This is a genomic window from Rhizobium album, assembly GCF_003122325.1.
GTDB classification, from domain to species: domain Bacteria; phylum Pseudomonadota; class Alphaproteobacteria; order Rhizobiales; family Rhizobiaceae; genus Metarhizobium; species Metarhizobium album.
Genome location: NZ_QFBC01000015.1, coordinates 1 through 16295 on the forward strand (window position 1 = coordinate 1; position 16295 = coordinate 16295).

Below are 16295 nucleotides of genomic sequence, written 5' to 3' on the forward strand. Positions count from 1 at the left end.
CGGCACGGTTGACGGCTTCGCCGCTGATCTCGGCATCCTTGGCGGACTGGCGGGCGATCTTTTCCGTCTGGGCGGCGTTGTCGGCGTTCTGCTTGATGTTGGCGGCCATCTGCTCCATCGAGGCGGAAGCCTCTTCGGCCGACGCTGCCTGTTCGGTCGCACCCTGGGAGACCTGCTCGGAGGACGACGACAGTTCCTGGCTGCCGGCCGAGACGTTGTCGGCGGCAGCAAGTGCGTCACCCACCACGCCGCGCAGGCGCTCGACCATGCTTTGCAACGCGATGCCGAGCGTATCCTTGTCCGACAGCGGTTTCGGCGTGGCCATCAGGTCGCCATCGGCAATCTCGTTGGCGACATGGGCGGTTGCCCGCAGGTTGGTCACCATGCTGAGCATGGCCGTGCCGAGCATGTCCTTGTCCGACAGCGGCTTCGGGGTGACGGCCAGATCACCCTCCGCGATCCGGTTGGCGATTTCGGCAGTGGCGCGCAGGTTGACGAGCATGTTCTGCATGGCGTGGCCGAGCGTATCCTTGTCGGACAGCGGCTTTGCTTCGGCGGCGAGATCGCCGGCGGAGATGCGATTGGCGATGCCGGCAGTCTCCCGCAGGTTGCCGGTCATGACGTTGACCGTGTCCACCAGATCCTTGATTTCGTCGTTGGACCGAACGGCGATCTTCTGGTCGAGGTCGCCGATGGAGACGGCATTGGTTGCCTGGATGATCGTCCGCAGGCCGCGGTTGATACCGATCGCGATCCACAATGCGGCGCCGACCGACAGGACGAAGGCGACAGAAGCGACGATCGTCAGCAGGTTGAAGGTGGAATTGTAGGTGGCCTCGGAGGCGGCGTCGGACGCCGTGATGCTCGCTTCGGTGAGTTCCGCCAGCGCTTCCGTCATCTGATCCATGCGATCGGATGCCGCGCTGCCTTCGTTCTGGTTGAGTTCGAGGGCGGCGTCACGCTGGCCTGACAGCGTCAGGTCGCGAATGCGATCGTTGAGGCTCTGATAGTCGTCCCAGAAATCACGGATTTCCGCCCATTTCGGCTTGAATTCTGCCGATGCGCTGGATTCGCCCGCCTCAAGGGCCGTGGTGAAGGACTTGCGTTCCGCCGCAATCGTCTCCAGCGCTTTTTTCGTCCGTTCGGCAGTGGTCGCGAGCAGCAGATCGCCTTCAGCCAGTCCGAGGCCATCGAAGGAGGCCGCCAGATCGTTGGCGATGTCATCCTGATGGATCGGACCCGCCATCAGCGAATCCTTCAGGCCGTCCATCGTTTGCAGCCCCCGGATGCCGAGCAGGACACAGCTCACAAGGAGGACGATCAGCAGCGTGAAAGCGCCGGCCAGTTTAAGTTTGATCGTAATGCGCATCGAAAATTTCCTTGGCTATTGCCGCTGCTCGCGGAATACGAAATGTCTGTCTGGGGATCAGGCTTGCCGATCCATTTTTTTATGGACAAGCCGCCTCCCGTGGCGGCCTGTCCGGTTCGCTCTGCGGTCAGGCGCTTTCCCGGAAGGCATGGTCGTCCTGATCCGGGCCACCCTGGGCCAGATCCAGCGCAAAACCCTTGATCCTGGCCTGCTGCGCTGAAACGCTCTGAGACGGCGCGGGTTTGTGGGGCTTGGCGACCTGCTTGATCGGGCGTGCCGCCTTCGACGCGATGCTCGCACCACGGCCATTGCTCGTCTCGACCTTGAAGAAGGCGATGGAAGTCTGCAGTTCTTCGGCCTGGGCCGCCAGTTCTTCCGAGGTCGACGACATCTGTTCGGAGGCGCCGGCATTCTGCTGCGTCACCTTGTCAAGCTGCTGGATCGCCTCGTTGATCTGCGATGCGCCGATATCCTGCTCGCGGCAGGCCGCAGTGATCTCGGCCACCAGTTCGGCGGTCTTGCGGATATCCGGCACCAGGCGTCCGAGCATGTCGCCGGCTTCCTGGGCGGCCTTGACCGTGTCGCCGGACATGGCGCTGATTTCGGCGGCGGCCGATTGCGAGCGCTCGGCGAGCTTGCGGACTTCCGAAGCGACGACGGCAAAACCCTTGCCGTGTTCGCCGGCGCGGGCGGCCTCGACGGCGGCGTTCAGGGCGAGCAGGTCGGTCTGGCGGGCGATTTCCTGGACGATGGAGATCTTCTCGGCGATGGTGCGCATGGCGCCGACGGCACGGTTGACGGCTTCGCCGCTGATCTCGGCATCCTTGGCGGACTGGCGGGCGATCTTTTCGGTCTGGGCGGCGTTGTCGGCGTTCTGCTTGATGTTGGCGGCCATCTGCTCCATCGAGGCGGAGGCCTCTTCGGCCGACGCTGCCTGTTCGGTCGCACCTTGAGAGACCTGCTCGGAGGACGACGACAGTTCCTGGCTGCCGGCCGAGACGTTGTCGGCGGCCGACAGGGCATCACCCACCACGCCACGCAGGCGCTCGACCATCCGTTCGAGGGCGAGGCCGAGCGTATCCTTTTCGGAGAGCGGCTTAGGGGACACCGTCAGGTCGCCGTCGGCGATCTGGTCGGCGACAGCAGCGGTGTTGCGCAGATTGCCGGTCATGACGTTGATGGTGTCGACCAGATCCTTGATCTCGTCGTTCGTCTTGATTTCGACGCGTTGATTCAGATCGCCGATCGCCACTGCATCTGCGACCTGCCCGATTTTTCTCAGGCCGGTGCTGATTCCGAGTGCGATCCAGAAGGCGGCACCGATCGCGATAAGGAGGGCCACGCCGGACAGGCCGAGAATGAAGTTGCGGGTATTCGCGTATTGCTCGTTGGTATCGGCGTCGGCCTGTTTCATCTGACCTTTGTTCGCCGTAACGCGCGTCTCGATGAGTTCGCCGATCTTGTCCATGATCGCGCGTCCGTCGTTTGTCGCGAGACGGATGGCTTCGGTCGGGTTACCGGAGCGCATCAAGTTGCGGATCTTGTCGTCGATTGCAAATGCTTCGTCACCGAGCTGATCGACTTCCATCCAGCCCTGCTTACCGGCCTCAGTCGATGCTGCGCCAATAAGCCAATTGACGGTTTCGTCGAAAGTTTTGCGATTGCGATCGCTGGCGTCGATGTATTTTTGTGCGTCTTCCGTATTGGTTGCCGCTGCGAGGTTCATCTGCGCGCGGGCGATCCGAAGCTGGATGCTGTTGAGGTTTTGTGCGGCTTCGAGACGAGCCGCCGGACCAGCAATGACGTCGCTGATCGCATTGTTGAGCGAGTTCAGGCTCATGAGGCCGTAACCGGAGGTGCCGGCCATCATGAGAATAATGATGACGAAAGCAATCGCCAGTTTCAGTTTGATAGTGAAGCGCATTGAAATCCCCAAAGTGTGTAGCGTGGCGTGTGTTCCTTGCCGGAACAAAACGGTCGTTAGAGACGTCGCAAGCGGAGCGGCACATCCACTCCTCGTTTCAGGTCAGCTTGGCGACGCCAACGCATACACACGTTGGAGTTTCTCCAGATGCCCGGCCTTGCCTTCGATGGAAGGCCGGGCAAAAAATTCGCAAAGGTGTCAGGCACTTTCGCGGAAGTCCTGATCGTCCTGATCAGGGCCGCCATGCGACAGGTCGAGCGCAAATCCTCTGGCGCGGGCCTGCTGGGCGGCTACCGTATTCGACGAGGCCTGCGCACGGCTTGGCTGCTGCTTGCGCGCCGGGGCGCTTGCACGGGCCGTACTCGCTGCCGGTGCCGGCTTCTGTGCCGCACGGCCCTTGGCGCTTTCGACGCGGAAGAAGGCGATGGAAGCCTGCAGTTCTTCGGCCTGGGCCGCCAGTTCTTCCGAGGTTGCCGACATCTGTTCGGAGGCGCCGGCATTCTGTTGCGTCACCTTGTCGAGCTGCTGGATCGCCTCGTTGATCTGCGATGCGCCGATATCCTGCTCGCGGCAGGCGGCGGTGATCTCGGCCACCAGTTCGGCGGTCTTGCGGATATCCGGCACCAGGCGTCCGAGCATGTCGCCGGCTTCCTGGGCGGCCTTGACCGTGTCGCCGGACATGGCGCTGATTTCGGCGGCGGCCGATTGCGAGCGCTCGGCGAGCTTGCGCACTTCCGACGCGACGACGGCAAAACCCTTGCCGTGTTCGCCGGCGCGGGCCGCCTCGACGGCGGCGTTCAGGGCGAGCAGGTCGGTCTGGCGGGCGATTTCCTGGACGATGGAGATCTTCTCGGCGATGGTGCGCATGGCGCCGACGGCGCGGTTGACGGCTTCGCCGCTGATCTCGGCATCCTTGGCGGACTGGCGGGCGATCTTTTCGGTCTGGGCGGCGTTGTCGGCGTTCTGCTTGATGTTGGCGGCCATCTGCTCCATCGAGGCGGAAGCTTCTTCGGCCGACGCTGCCTGCTCGGTCGCGCCCTGCGACACCTGTTCGGAGGACGACGACAGTTCCTGGCTGCCGGCCGAGACGTTGTCGGAGGCAGCAAGTGCGTCACCCACAACGCCGCGCAGGCGCTCGATCATCATGTTGACGTGGCCGAGCAGTTCGCCGACTTCGTCACGATTGGTGATTTCGGCCATCTTCGTCAGGTCGCCTTCGGCCACTTCGCGCACGGAGGTCACTGCGCGCTGCAGGCCCTTGCTGAGCGTCATGGAAATCCAAAGCGCGGCAGCAACCGCAATGAGGAATGCGACGCCGGTTACCGCCAGCATGATCGTGCGCGTGCTGACGAACTGGGCTTCCGCTTCGGTATTTGCCGCATCCAGACGGCTCAGTTCGAGGGCCGCGACATCGGTGAGGACCTTGTCGATATCGTTCGTGACGGTACGCGCTGCGCCGGCGGAAAGCTGAAGTGCCGCGCTGGCATTGCCGGAACGGACGAAGTCGCGGATCTGGTCGTCATATTTGCGGAAATCGGCGGCTTGGACGCGCAACTGCGCCCAGAGTGCCTTGCCCTGTTCCGTTGCCAGCGCCTCGACCTCCGTCAGGTGGGCGTCGAACTCCTTGCGGGCCGAGTCGCCCTTGCCGACGGCGGAGGCAATTTCCTCGCCGGAGGTTGCCGTCAGCACGTTCTTCTGCTGGCGGATCATCTGCAGCTGCTCGATATTGAGCATCTGCGATAACTGCAGGCGCTTGGCCGGCCCGTCGAGCACGTCGGACAGGCTTTGGTTGAGATTGCCGAGGCTCATGATTCCGTAGGCGGCCGTGCCCATCAGCAGAAGGATGACGGCGGCGAAAGCCATTGCCAATTTGAGTTTGATCGTCACGCGCATGCTGTAACCTCTTATTTTTGCGACACAGTCAGCTGTCGTGGGATGTCGAGAAAATTGCTTGCAAGTTTGGAAGGATGATGAAGTCGCTACCGCGCTTCACCAGGCAGGAAATAAAGTCCGGCCGCCATTTCATGCCGACGCTCGGAGGCAGTTCGCTCGACGTCTTGGCCAGCGTCGTGACCTCGTTGACCTTGTCGGTGCGGATGCCGATCAGCGTCGCTTCGCCTTCGATGTCGAATTCGATGACGATGATGCGGCTGTCGATCGTCTGCTTGGTGGCCTCCATGCCGAAGGCAAGCCGGATATCGGCCAGCGGGATCACCCGCCCGCGAAAATTCAGGACGCTGCCGACGAAGGCCTTGGCGCCGGGAACAACGGTTTCCGGCAGCAGGTCGAGGATTTCGCGAACCCTGACGGCTTCGAGCGCAAAGGTTTCTCCGGCGATGTCGAAGGTCAGGACTTCCAGTTCCTCGCCTTCGCTCCAGACGGTTTCGGATACTTTTCTAAGGGCCTGGCTCATCCTGCTATACGCATCTGCGCCTCCTGCTGCTGTCCGGCCGCCACGAGATGGACGACATCGAGAATGAGGGCGACGCTGCCATCGCCGAGGATGGTCGCACCCGAGAACGTCGCGACGTCATGGTGCAGTTTGGACATGGACTTGATGACCGTCTGGTGGTCGCCGATGATCTGGTCGACGACGAGGCCCACCCGTTCCGAACCGGTGGAGATGACCACGACCTTCTGGTAGGGGTCGGGTTTCGTGCCGGTGTGGAAGAGGTCGCGCAGGCGGATGAACGGAACCAGGCTGTCGCGCAGCGAGATGAACGACCGGCCGCGCGAGCGCAGGTCTTCCTCGAGCGACAGTTCGAGGCATTCCTCGACCGCCGAAAGCGGAATGACGTAGCGTCCGCCGCCGACGCGCACCAGCAGGCCCTCGATGATTGCAAGCGTGAGCGGGATGCGCAGCGAGATTTCCGACCCCTCGCCGGGGAAGCTGGCGACTTCGATGGTGCCACGCAGCGCATCGATGGTGCGCTTGACGACATCCATGCCGACGCCACGGCCGGAGAGGTTGGTGACGGTCTGCGCCGTGGAAAAGCCCGGCTGGAAGATGAGCTGGAAGATTTCCTGGTCCGTCAGAGCCGCATTCGGCTGGATCAGCCCGGAGGATTCCGCCTTGGCGCGAACCCGGTCGCGGTCGATGCCGCGGCCGTCATCCTTGATGGTGATGATGACTTCGCCGCTGGCCTGGCGGGCCGACAGGATGACCTTTCCGGCCTCCTGCTTGCCGGCGGCACGCCGCATCTCGGGCGTTTCCAGCCCGTGGTCGACCGAGTTGCGGACGAGATGGACGAGCGGATCGGCAAGCCGTTCGATCACGGTCTTGTCGACCTCGGTGGTTTCGCCTTCGGTGATCAGTTCGATCACCTTGCCGGTTTCTCGGGCGAGATCGTGGACGAGACGGCGGAAGCGCCCGAACAGCGTGGCGACCGGCACCATGCGCAGTACCATCATCGTATCGCGCAACTCGCCGGACAGGCGCTCGATGTCTTCGGAGACGGCGCGCAACTGGATATCGGCGTTGCGGCCGGCCAGCTGGCGCAGGCGCGACTGGGCGATGACCAGCTCGCCGACGCGGTCCATCAGTTCGTCGAGACGTTCCGCCGGCACGCGCACGCTTTCGGCGGCGCGGTTCTGCTTCGGATCGGCCGCAGAGGCCGCGGCTGCGCTTGTGTCACGAACGGCCGGGACGGACGCGGTTTCCTGTACAACCGGCTTCGGGGCCTCGACGACAGGAGCTGCGGCAGCGGGGGCTGCGGCTTTTTGCGGAGCGGGAGCAGGGGCCGGAGCGGCCGCCTTGCCGGCGTCGATCGCGGTGATCTCGATCTGCATTTCGTCCATGACGAAGATGAAGACATCCTCGATCATCGATTTCGGCTGCGCCGTGGTGACCTCGACGTGCCAGGAAATGTAAAGGTCGGACGGCGTCAGCGCATCGAGCGCCGGGATGTCCGAAAGGTCGGCCCTGATCTTGCAGGGACCGAGATCGCGCAGTTCGTCCAGCAGGCCGAGCGGATTGGTGCCGTTGGCCATGGCGTTGCGCGGCAGGCCGAAGCGGATGCGCCAGAGCGTTTCTTTCGGGCCGGAAGCCTTTGCGGGTGCTGCGCCGGCCTTGTCGAGGGCCTCGACCGCGCGGTGCAGGTCGGCGAGCAGCCGGGTGCTGACCGCATCGTGCTCGGCATTCGGGTTTTCCACCAGGGCGCGCATATGGTCCCTGGCTTCCAGCACGACGGAGATCAGCTCTTCCGTTGCCGTCACTTCTCCCTTGCGGACGCGGTCGAACGCCGTTTCGCAATGATGGGTGAAGGCTGCCAGCGCGTCGAAACCGAACATCGCGCCCGAACCCTTCAACGTGTGAAGGCCGCGGAACACGGCGTCGATCTGGTCCTTGTTGGTCAGGTCGTAGGTCAGATCGAGAAGGCCGGTCTCGATCTGCTCCAGCAGTTCGGCGGCTTCGGTCTTGAAGACCTGTATCGGGTCGGGAAAACTCATCTGCCGAGGACCTTCTTGACGATCTTGACGAGGTTTTCCGGGTCGAACGGCTTGGTGAGCCAGCCCGTCGCACCGGCAGCTTTGGCGCGCGCCTTGAGGTCGGCGTCGGATTCGGTGGTGAGGAAGATGATCGGGATGCCGGTCTGGCTCGGGATCTTGCGCAGCGATTCGATCATCGTCAGGCCGTCCATGATCGGCATGTTGAGATCGGTGACGATGAGGTCGAACTGCTCGGCCTGCGCCTTGTCCATGCCCTCCTGGCCGTTGACGGCTTCGGAAACGGCATAACCCGCGTTGGAAAGCGCAACGCGGGTTGTCAAACGGATGCTCGCGGAGTCATCGACGGTCAGAATACGGGCACTCATTTACATTTCCTCGCGGTGTAGCCAGAACCTTGCGTCTTCCGGCGTGATTTCATCCAAGAATCCGGCGCGCTTCAACGTCTCGAGAACGACGCCATCGGCGGGCGACGAAAGCTTCACCGTCTTTCCTGCCGATTGTGCGTAAACCCGGGCCGACTCGATCATCTGAAGAAAGCTGAGATCGACATCGTTGCAATCAGACAAGTCGATCTCGACCGCTTGTGCTTCGAGAAGCGAAGCAAGAACGGCAGTATGCGTTTCGGCTATATTTCGAATATTTGCCCTGGCCGGGATATCGATCTTGATATTCGCTTCTTTAGCTTGCGTCATTCCGATCCCCGAGAGCAGTGAGAGCGCTACAAATCGCCTATAATGGTTCCATCGCATCCTTAACAAAGGGTAAAAAGGGCGGGCTAGATCTGCGGTTCTTAAGGAAAAGTTGCTACAAATTATTACAGGTTATTTCTTGTCTAGCGTATAAAAATAGTAAAAATTCTCGTTTTCAAGAAAAGGTGGAATTTTGCGGATTTTATTTAACGGCTGTTAAAGTTAACGGGCGAATGGTGCCCGAAATGACCATATTTACGCAGTTTTTAGCCAAAAACTTCGCTCTGATTTACCAGATTTTTCCCGGTCGAAGCTAGGTTAAAGTCATTCAAGCAATTATGCGAAGGTATAGCCGTGCCGATCAACGCTCTTTCAAAAAACAACGACGAATACTTCGAAAGATCCAGTCTCGATGCGATGCTCTCGGCCGCCCACAGCCAGGTTGAAAGTCGTTTTCTCGATGGCGGTGCGGTTCTACTTTCCATCATGGACGTCATCAACAAGCTGATCGGCTCGCTCGACCGGCTGACCAACACGCTGGACGAGAAGACGACGTCGGAAACGGTCGGCGGCATCATGAACACGGCGGCCCAGCTGGGCGGTCTTCCGGCGCTGGAGGGGCGGCGACAGAAGAATTTCGCGACGCTGGCGGAAGCGACCGGCAACATGCACAGCCATGTCGCTGATATGCAGGAAACCATGCGGTACCTGCGGACCTTCGCCATCACCGTCAAGATCACCGGCGCGGGCATTGCCGAGTTTTCCGGCTTCGCCGAGGAGATCTTGGAGCGCATTCACTCCGGCACGGCGGAAGTCAACAAGTTCGCCGCACAGTTGAAAACGCTTGATGCGCAGCTGCAGCGGGCGCGGGGTTTTGCCGCGACCATCGTCGCGGAATATGGCGAGACGGTGCCGCGCATCGTCGCCGACCTGAACACCGATGCCGGCAAGATCGGTCTTCACCACAAGCGGCTGGCGTCGCTGGCGCAGGACGTCTCGAAGCTCGCCCGCGGCGTGCAGACGAAGATCGCCACCGTGCTGTCTGCCCTGCAGGTGGGCGACATCACCCGCCAGCGGATCGAGCACGTGCAGAGCAGCTTCCAGCTGTTCGAGGAACTGGTCGAGAACGATGCCGACCTGAACCATGACGCCAAGGAGAGGCTGAAGAACGTTCTCTACCACATGAATGCGGCGCAGCTGACCGAGATGGTCACGGATTTCCAGCGCGAAAGCCGCAACGTCGTCAAGAACATGTCGAGCTTCGTCGACGACACAAGGCAGATCCTGACGCTGCGTGACGCGATGACCCGCGAAAGCGAGGGCGGCGCAGAGAACAACTTCCTGAAAGCGCTGGAAAACAGCGTCGAGGCCGCATGCTCGCTTGTAGGGCGTGTGAAGGATGCCTCCCACGAGGCCGACGAGGTTGCAGCATCGACCACCGGCACTGCGCAGGACCTGCTTGCCGGCATCGCCGTGATCCGCGCCATCAAGACCGATATCCACTACATGGCGCTGAACACCAACCTGCGCTGCTCGCGTCTCGGCGAAGAGGGCAAGCCGATCAACGTCGTCACCGGGGAACTGCGGGTTTTCGCCAGCAAGCTCGAAGGATCGGCCGATACGGTCGTCGCGCAGCTGAACACGCTGGAGGGCGCCTCGCGCACCCTTTCCGCCGACGACAAGGGGGGCGCGGATATGATCGACCGGCCGCTGGCCCAGGCGCTTTCGACCATCCGCGACGCCGGAAACACCATGGAGGAAAACCTCGCCGAACTCGCTCGGGAAGGACAGGAGGTTTTCAACCAGGTGAGCCAGTCGATCCGCAAGCTCGACTTCGAGAGCGAACTCGGCGACGTGCTGACGCAATGCGCCTCGGAACTGGCCGCCATGGCCGGCTCCGATATCGCCGACATCTCCGATCTGGAAGACAAGGCCGCCGAACTCGGCCAGAAGATCTACCGCACCTACACGATGGTGCAGGAACGCAACGTCCACCAGGCCTTCCTGCCGGCGACCGCGGGCAGCGCGGCAGTGGAAGCGGTCGCCGCACCGGCGGCCTCGTCCGGCGACGAGGATGAAGATCTCTTCGCCGACGCCCTGTTCTAGGACATTGCCAGCCGAAGCGGGATAGCCTCGGCGTCGGCCAACGCAACAAAAAGAACAGGATAAATCACTCCCGTGAACCCGCGTTCACGGGAGTGTTGCAATTCCTCAATCGCAGATCGACGGCAGCGCGAGGCCGGTGCTGCGGGCCAGCGCACCGCTGGTGACCAGCCGGGTCGCGGCCGCCATGTCGGGCGCAAAATAGCGGTCCTCCGTCAGCGTCGGCACGTCGGCGCGGATGCGACCGCGGGCCTCTTCCAGCGCCGGGCTGGAAACCAGCGGCGCGTGGAAATCGCAGCCCTGCGCCGCCGCGAGAACCTCGATGCCGATGACATTGGCGGTGTTTTCCGCCATGGCCGACAAGCGCCGGGCGCCATGCGCTGCCATCGAGACGTGATCTTCTTGGTTGGCGGATGTCGGGATGGAATCGACGCTGGCCGGATAGGCGCGCTGCTTGTTTTCCGAAACCAGTGCGGCGGCCGTTACCTGCGCGATCATGAAACCCGAATTCAGGCCGGGAACCGGCGTGAGGAAGGCCGGCAGGCCGGAGAGCGCCGGATCGACCAGCATGGCGATGCGCCGCTCTGAAATCGAGCCGATCTCGCAGAGCGCCATGGCGATCATGTCGGCGGCGAAAGCCACCGGCTCGGCATGGAAGTTGCCACCGGAAATGACCTCGCCGGTGTCGGTGAAGACAAGCGGATTGTCGGAGACGCCGTTGGCTTCGTCGGCAAGCGTGGCGGCCGCCTGGCGCAGAAGATCGAGGCTTGCGCCCATCACCTGCGGCTGGCAACGCAGGCAATAGGGGTCCTGCACCCGCGTATCGCCGACCAGATGCGACTGGCGGATGGGGGAGCCGGCAATTAGCCGGCGCAAGGCGTCGGCCACTTCGATCTGGCCGCGATGGCGCCGCAGCGCCTGGATGCGCGGATCGAACGGGCCGTCCGACCCCTTGGCGGCATCGACGCTGAGCGCGCCGGCAACCAGGGCTGCCTCGAACACCCGTTCGGCTTCGAAAAGCCCGGCCAGCGCCATGGCTGTCGATACCTGCGTGCCGTTGAGAAGGGCCAGTCCTTCCTTGGGACCGAGCACGAGCGGCGCGAGGCCCTTGGCCGCCAGCGCTGCCGTCGCATCGGTCCTGGTGCCGGCAACGATGAATTCGCCGACGCCCATCATCGCCGCCGTCATATGCGAGAGCGGTGCCAGGTCGCCGGAGGCGCCGACGGAACCCTGCGCCGGGATGACCGGAACCAGATCGTCCTGCAGGCAGCGCAGCAGATGCTCCAGCGTCTGCCAGCGGACGCCCGATGCGCCCTGGGCGAGGCTCGCTATCTTCAGCGCCATGATCAGCCGCACCACCGGCACCGGCAGCGGCTCACCCACGCCGGCGGCGTGCGACAGGACGATGTTGCGCTGCAACCGCGCGAGGTCGTCATCGGCGATGCGGACGCTGGCCAGTTTGCCGAAGCCGGTGTTGATGCCGTAGACCGGTTCGCCCTTGGCGATGATCTCGTCGATCACCCGTGCGGCGGTCTCGACCTTCGACCGCGCCGCCGGGTCCAGCGTCACGGTGGCGCCGAAATAGATGTCGCGCCAGGCGGCAAGCGGCACGTTGCCCGGGTTGATCTGGTATGCCCGTTCGTCTTTCGCTGTCATTGCTCGCTCCTCTCCCGTGCGCGGGCCGACCGTCGTCGGCGCGCGCGAAACCGGCTGAAAACTCCTCTTGTATGAATATGTATATACAACTTGGCTTGCCGCGCAAGCGGGGTGAAAATGGCCGGGGTGGCGTTCACCGTTAACTGTTCGAAAACGGTATAGGGCTGTATAGACATCGGCGCATTTTCGCTGTTGAATTTTGCCGCATCTTTCCTGTCGCGCCGTTTCTAGCGAGCGCCGATGTCTCCGGAGTATCCTGCCATGTCCGTTGCCCAGCTTTTCGATCTTCGCGGCCGTAAGGCCCTTGTCACCGGGGCAAGTCGCGGCATTGGCCAGGCGATCGCCATTGCGCTTGCCGATGCCGGTGCCGACGTGGCGATTACCGCCCGCGATGGCGCAAGCCTGACGGAGACGAGTGCGGCGATCACCGCAAAGGGGCGCGAGGCGGTGCCGCTGTCGCTGGATGTGCGCGATGTCGAACGCTGCCGTGCAGGGGTGGCCGAGGCGGCGGCGCTGCTCGGCGGGCTGGATGTGCTGGTCAACAATGCCGGCTACGAAGAGATCTGCCCGTCGCTGGATGTGGAAGAGGCGCTCTGGGACAAGATCGTCTCGACCAACCTCAAGGGAGCGTTCTTCTGCGCCCAGGCGGCGGCGCGGCACATGCAGGCGGGCGGCAAGGGCGGTTCCATCGTCAACCTGTGTTCGCTCACATCCTATGTCGGCGTTCCGACGGCGGCGCCTTACGGCTCGTCGAAATCCGGCCTGATGGGCATGACGCATGCGCTTGCTGCCGAGTGGGCGGCACTCGGTATCCGCGTCAACGCCATTGCGCCCGGCTATTTCCGCACGGCGATGACGGATGTGTTTTACGAAAACCAGGATTGGCAGGCGGCCATGCTGGCCAAGATCCCGATGCGTCGCTTCGGCGGCATGGGCGATGTCGGCGGCGCGGTCATCTTCCTGGCGAGCGATGCGTCTGCCTATGTCACCGGGCACTGCATTCCTGTTGACGGCGGTTATCTGGCCTCGATCTGAACGGCCGAAAATGCTTTTGCTGCGAAGCAAAAAGGATTGGCAGTCGCCTGTCTATGGCTGTATATACCAATGAAAGACGCCGACCTGCCGGGGTTGGGCCGTCGAAGGGGAACGAAGATGCCGGATGCCGCCAATGCCGCGACCGCCCGCGATGGGCGAGGCGAAGCGCCGATTGCCGTTTCGGTGCGCCATGTCAACATGGTGTATAACGGCCAGCACGCCGTGAAGGACGCCAGTTTCGATCTTCCGAAGGGCAATTTCCTCACCATCCTCGGCCCTTCCGGTTCCGGCAAGACGACTCTTCTGCGGATGATCGCCGGCTTTGGTGCGCCGACCAGCGGCAATATCGTCATCAATGGCCGCGCCGTCGGCGCCGTGCCGCCACACCGCCGCTCCATTGGCATGGTGTTCCAGAAGCTCGCCCTGTTTCCGCACATGACCGCGGCTGAGAACGTTGCCTTTCCCTTGAAGATGCGCCGGCGCGATGCGCGCACCATTCCCGACAAGGTCGAACGGTATCTCAACCTCGTGCGCCTCGGCGGGCTGGGCGACCGGCGCATCCACCAGCTCTCCGGCGGCCAGCAGCAGCGTGTGGCGATCGCCCGCGCTCTGGTGTTCGAGCCGGATCTGCTGCTGCTCGACGAACCGCTCGCCGCGCTCGACCGCAAGCTGCGCGAAGAAATGCAGTTGGAATTCCGCCGCATCCAGCGCGAACTCGGCGTCACCACCATCAATGTCACCCACGACCAGCGCGAGGCGCTTGTCGTCTCCGACGAGATTATCGTCATGGACAAGGGTGAAATCCAGCAGAAGGCGCAGCCGACCGAGACCTATCGCCAGCCCAACAATCCCTTTGTTGCCAATTTCATCGGCGTCACGAATTTCCTGCAGGGCAAGGCGCTTTCTTTCGAAGCCGAGGGCGAAGTGCGGTTCCTGCATGGCGATGTCGTGCTGCGCGGACGGGCCGGTTCTGCCGCCGCGTCGCTCGGCAACGGTCGCGAGGTCAGGGGGGCGCTTCGTGCCGAACAGATCCGCATCGCAGCCGAGGAAGCGGCGCTGACGGGGCTCGATACCGTCGTCTCCGGCGAAGTCGAAGATGCGATCTTCGAGGGTGAACGGGTGGTCTACGAGATCAGCGTGCCGGCGCTCGACGGCGCCATCCTGCGCGTCTTCGATCACGATGTCGTCGGCCACACGCAGTTCGAAGCCGGACGTAGGGTGTTTCTCGGCTGGACTGTCAAGGATGTGCTCGTTTTTGCCGGTTAGAGCAAATTCCAGCAAAAGTGCGCAAGCGGTTTTGCGTCCGGAATTGCGTCGAAGCAGGCAAGGCGGGAAGAAGTGAAGCAAGAACCATAACCAGAGGAGCTTAGGATATGAACGGACCGAAATTCCCCTTGAACGACCTGACCCGCCGCCGCCTGCTGCAGGGCGCTGCCGCGCTCGGCGGCGCTGCCGGCCTGTCGACGCTCGGCGTGTCGCGCGCCTTCGCGCAGGAGCCGGAAAAGCCGGCGGAACTCATCGTCCGCGCCTGGGGCGGCAGCTGGGTCGATAGCCTGAAGGCCGGTGTTTCCGATCCCTTCACCAAGGCGACCGGTATCGCCATCCGCCACGACCTGACGGAAGACAACGAGATCCAGCCGAAGGTCTGGGCCGCCGTGGCGCAGAAGCGCGTTCCGCCGATCCATATCAACTGGGATACGACCACCAACGCCACCAAGTCGGCGCTGCGCGGCGTGACGGAAGACCTGTCCGACCTGCCGAACCTGAAGAACACCACCGACCTTTCCAAGCCGGTGGGTCTCGACGGTTATCCGATCGTCAACACCTACGGCTATGTCTACGTTCTCGCCTATCGTCCGGAAGCCTTCCCGAACGGTGCGCCGAAGTCCTGGAAGGATCTGCTTGATCCGAAGTTCAAGGGCCGCATCGCGCTTTACAACGACGGCATCGGCTTCCATTTCCCGGCACAGGTCGCCGGCGGCGGCAAGCTGGAAGACATTCCGGGCAACATGCAGCCGGCCTGGGATTTCGTCGCCAAGATGAAGGAACAGTCGCCGCTGCTCGGTGAAGATCCTGACTTCACCACCTGGTTCCAGAAGGGCGAGATCGACGCCGCCTGCACCATCTCCACCAATGCCCGCGAAGCCCGCAAGGCCGGCCTCGACATCAAGTGGGTGGTGCCGGAAGAAGGCGCGAAATACGATACCGACGGCCTGTGGATCCCCAAGGGCCTGCCGGAGAACGAACTGTACTGGGCCAAGCAGTACATCGACTTCGCTATCTCCAAGGATGCCCAGCAGGTCTGGCTCGACGGCCTTGGTCTTCCGGGCGTCGTCCCCGGCCTGACGCCGCCGGCAGACCTCGTCGGCGACCCGTCCTACCCGACCACGGAAGAGGAGTTCAAGCACCTCATCCGCATCTCGGCCAAGGTGCAGGTCGAAAACGAGAGCGAGTGGTTCTCGAAGTTCAAGGCGATCATGCAGGGATGATGTGACCGATGCCGGCAAGCTGCTTCCTCTGCCTGCCGGCAATTTTCCTGCTTGCAGCAGGAATTGAATAGGAAATGAAAAGGGGCTGCTTGCCCCTTCTCCCCTCGGGGGGAAGGTCGCGGCAGCGGGATGAGGGGGCGCCACAGGGAAAAGTCCTGCCGTGTGCCGCCCCTCATCCGACCCTTCGGGCCACCTTCTCCCCGCTGGGGAGAAGGGGAGCCCTATGACCGCAACAAAGGACCACGCATGAAAGCGGCCCGCACAGCCTATCCGATCCGATGGCGCGTCATGGATGCGCTGGAAGCCGTGGCCGGGATTCTGTGGCCGCGGTTTTTCCGGGCCGGCACGCCCTATCTGATGCTGGCGCCGGCGATCCTGCTTGTCGGGCTGCTGGTGCTCGGCCTCTGGCAGATGGCGGATGCGAGTTTCCGCACCCTCGACACCAACACCTTCCTGCTGTCGGAAGACTATTCGCTCGCCAACTACAAGCGGGCGGTGACCGAGAGCCTGTTCATCACCGTCGCCGGCCGCAGCCTGGTCGGTTCGATCATCGTCACCGTGCTGACGCTGGTCATCTCCTT

Annotated in this window: 12 protein-coding genes; 4 read left to right on the plus strand and 8 right to left on the minus strand. The window is 62.8% G+C overall.

Going from position 1 to position 16295, the window contains the following annotated elements; all coding sequences use genetic code 11:
* The 7 genes from DEM27_RS24870 to DEM27_RS24900 all read right to left on the minus strand — a co-directional run.
* Nucleotides 1-1369: HAMP domain-containing protein (locus DEM27_RS24870; RefSeq protein ID WP_133251704.1), on the minus strand; the 1369-nt coding region annotated here is incomplete at its 3' end.
* Nucleotides 1370-1496: 127 nt separating this feature from the next.
* Nucleotides 1497-3293: a methyl-accepting chemotaxis protein gene (locus DEM27_RS24875; RefSeq protein WP_109460948.1), complete on the minus strand. Its 1797-nt coding sequence runs from the start codon at nt 3291-3293 to the stop codon at nt 1497-1499.
* 198 nt (nt 3294-3491) lie between these two features.
* A complete protein-coding gene (locus tag DEM27_RS24880) occupies nt 3492-5186 on the minus strand; it encodes a methyl-accepting chemotaxis protein (RefSeq protein ID WP_109460949.1) in 1695 nt (564 codons plus the stop codon).
* Between the two features lie 28 nt (nt 5187-5214).
* The gene (locus DEM27_RS24885; RefSeq protein WP_109460950.1) at nt 5215-5706 is read right to left on the minus strand and encodes a chemotaxis protein CheW; all 492 of its coding nucleotides are present in this window, start codon (nt 5704-5706) and stop codon (nt 5215-5217) included.
* A complete protein-coding gene (locus tag DEM27_RS24890) occupies nt 5703-7742 on the minus strand; it encodes a chemotaxis protein CheA (protein ID WP_109460951.1) in 2040 nt (679 codons plus the stop codon). The genes DEM27_RS24885 and DEM27_RS24890 overlap by 4 nt, the downstream gene beginning before the upstream one ends.
* On the minus strand, nt 7739-8107 hold the full coding sequence (locus DEM27_RS24895; protein ID WP_109460952.1) for a response regulator: 369 nt from the start codon (nt 8105-8107) through the stop codon (nt 7739-7741). The genes DEM27_RS24890 and DEM27_RS24895 overlap by 4 nt, the downstream gene beginning before the upstream one ends.
* Nucleotides 8108-8434 (minus strand): STAS domain-containing protein, encoded by a 327-nt coding sequence (locus DEM27_RS24900; protein ID WP_109460953.1) that lies wholly within the window; start codon nt 8432-8434, stop codon nt 8108-8110.
* A 351-nt stretch (nt 8435-8785) separates the two neighbouring features.
* On the opposite strand from DEM27_RS24900, the gene DEM27_RS24905 reads away from it, so the two are divergent.
* Nucleotides 8786-10537, plus strand: coding sequence for a methyl-accepting chemotaxis protein (locus DEM27_RS24905; protein ID WP_109460954.1), 1752 nt, complete (start codon nt 8786-8788; stop codon nt 10535-10537).
* Between the two features lie 105 nt (nt 10538-10642).
* On the opposite strand, the gene hutH is transcribed toward DEM27_RS24905, so the two are convergent.
* Complete coding sequence (gene hutH / locus DEM27_RS24910) at nt 10643-12190, minus strand: histidine ammonia-lyase (RefSeq protein ID WP_109460955.1); 1548 nt, start codon at nt 12188-12190, stop codon at nt 10643-10645.
* A gap of 261 nt (nt 12191-12451) precedes the next feature.
* Between hutH and DEM27_RS24915 the strand changes: the two genes are divergently transcribed.
* The 3 genes from DEM27_RS24915 (at nt 12452) to DEM27_RS24925 (ending at nt 15714) form a co-directional block, all read left to right on the plus strand.
* Complete coding sequence (locus DEM27_RS24915; RefSeq protein WP_109460956.1) at nt 12452-13225, plus strand: SDR family NAD(P)-dependent oxidoreductase; 774 nt, start codon at nt 12452-12454, stop codon at nt 13223-13225.
* A gap of 117 nt (nt 13226-13342) precedes the next feature.
* The gene (locus tag DEM27_RS24920) at nt 13343-14491 is read left to right on the plus strand and encodes an ABC transporter ATP-binding protein (RefSeq protein WP_109460957.1); all 1149 of its coding nucleotides are present in this window, start codon (nt 13343-13345) and stop codon (nt 14489-14491) included.
* 107 nt (nt 14492-14598) lie between these two features.
* On the plus strand, nt 14599-15714 hold the full coding sequence (locus DEM27_RS24925) for an ABC transporter substrate-binding protein (RefSeq protein WP_109460958.1): 1116 nt from the start codon (nt 14599-14601) through the stop codon (nt 15712-15714).
* Nucleotides 15715-16295 lie beyond the last annotated feature (581 nt).

Coding starts and splice junctions, on each gene's coding strand:
- hutH (WP_109460955.1), bottom strand. CDS start 12,190: ATGACAGCGAAAGACGAACGGGCATACCAGATCAACCCGGGCAACGTG.
- DEM27_RS24875 (WP_109460948.1), bottom strand. CDS start 3,293: ATGCGCTTCACTATCAAACTGAAACTGGCGATTGCTTTCGTCATCATT.
- DEM27_RS24925 (WP_109460958.1), top strand. CDS start 14,599: ATGAACGGACCGAAATTCCCCTTGAACGACCTGACCCGCCGCCGCCTG.
- DEM27_RS24885 (WP_109460950.1), bottom strand. CDS start 5,706: ATGAGCCAGGCCCTTAGAAAAGTATCCGAAACCGTCTGGAGCGAAGGC.
- DEM27_RS24920 (WP_109460957.1), top strand. CDS start 13,343: ATGCCGGATGCCGCCAATGCCGCGACCGCCCGCGATGGGCGAGGCGAA.
- DEM27_RS24895 (WP_109460952.1), bottom strand. CDS start 8,107: ATGAGTGCCCGTATTCTGACCGTCGATGACTCCGCGAGCATCCGTTTG.
- DEM27_RS24900 (WP_109460953.1), bottom strand. CDS start 8,434: ATGACGCAAGCTAAAGAAGCGAATATCAAGATCGATATCCCGGCCAGG.
- DEM27_RS24890 (WP_109460951.1), bottom strand. CDS start 7,742: ATGAGTTTTCCCGACCCGATACAGGTCTTCAAGACCGAAGCCGCCGAA.
- DEM27_RS24915 (WP_109460956.1), top strand. CDS start 12,452: ATGTCCGTTGCCCAGCTTTTCGATCTTCGCGGCCGTAAGGCCCTTGTC.
- DEM27_RS24880 (WP_109460949.1), bottom strand. CDS start 5,186: ATGCGCGTGACGATCAAACTCAAATTGGCAATGGCTTTCGCCGCCGTC.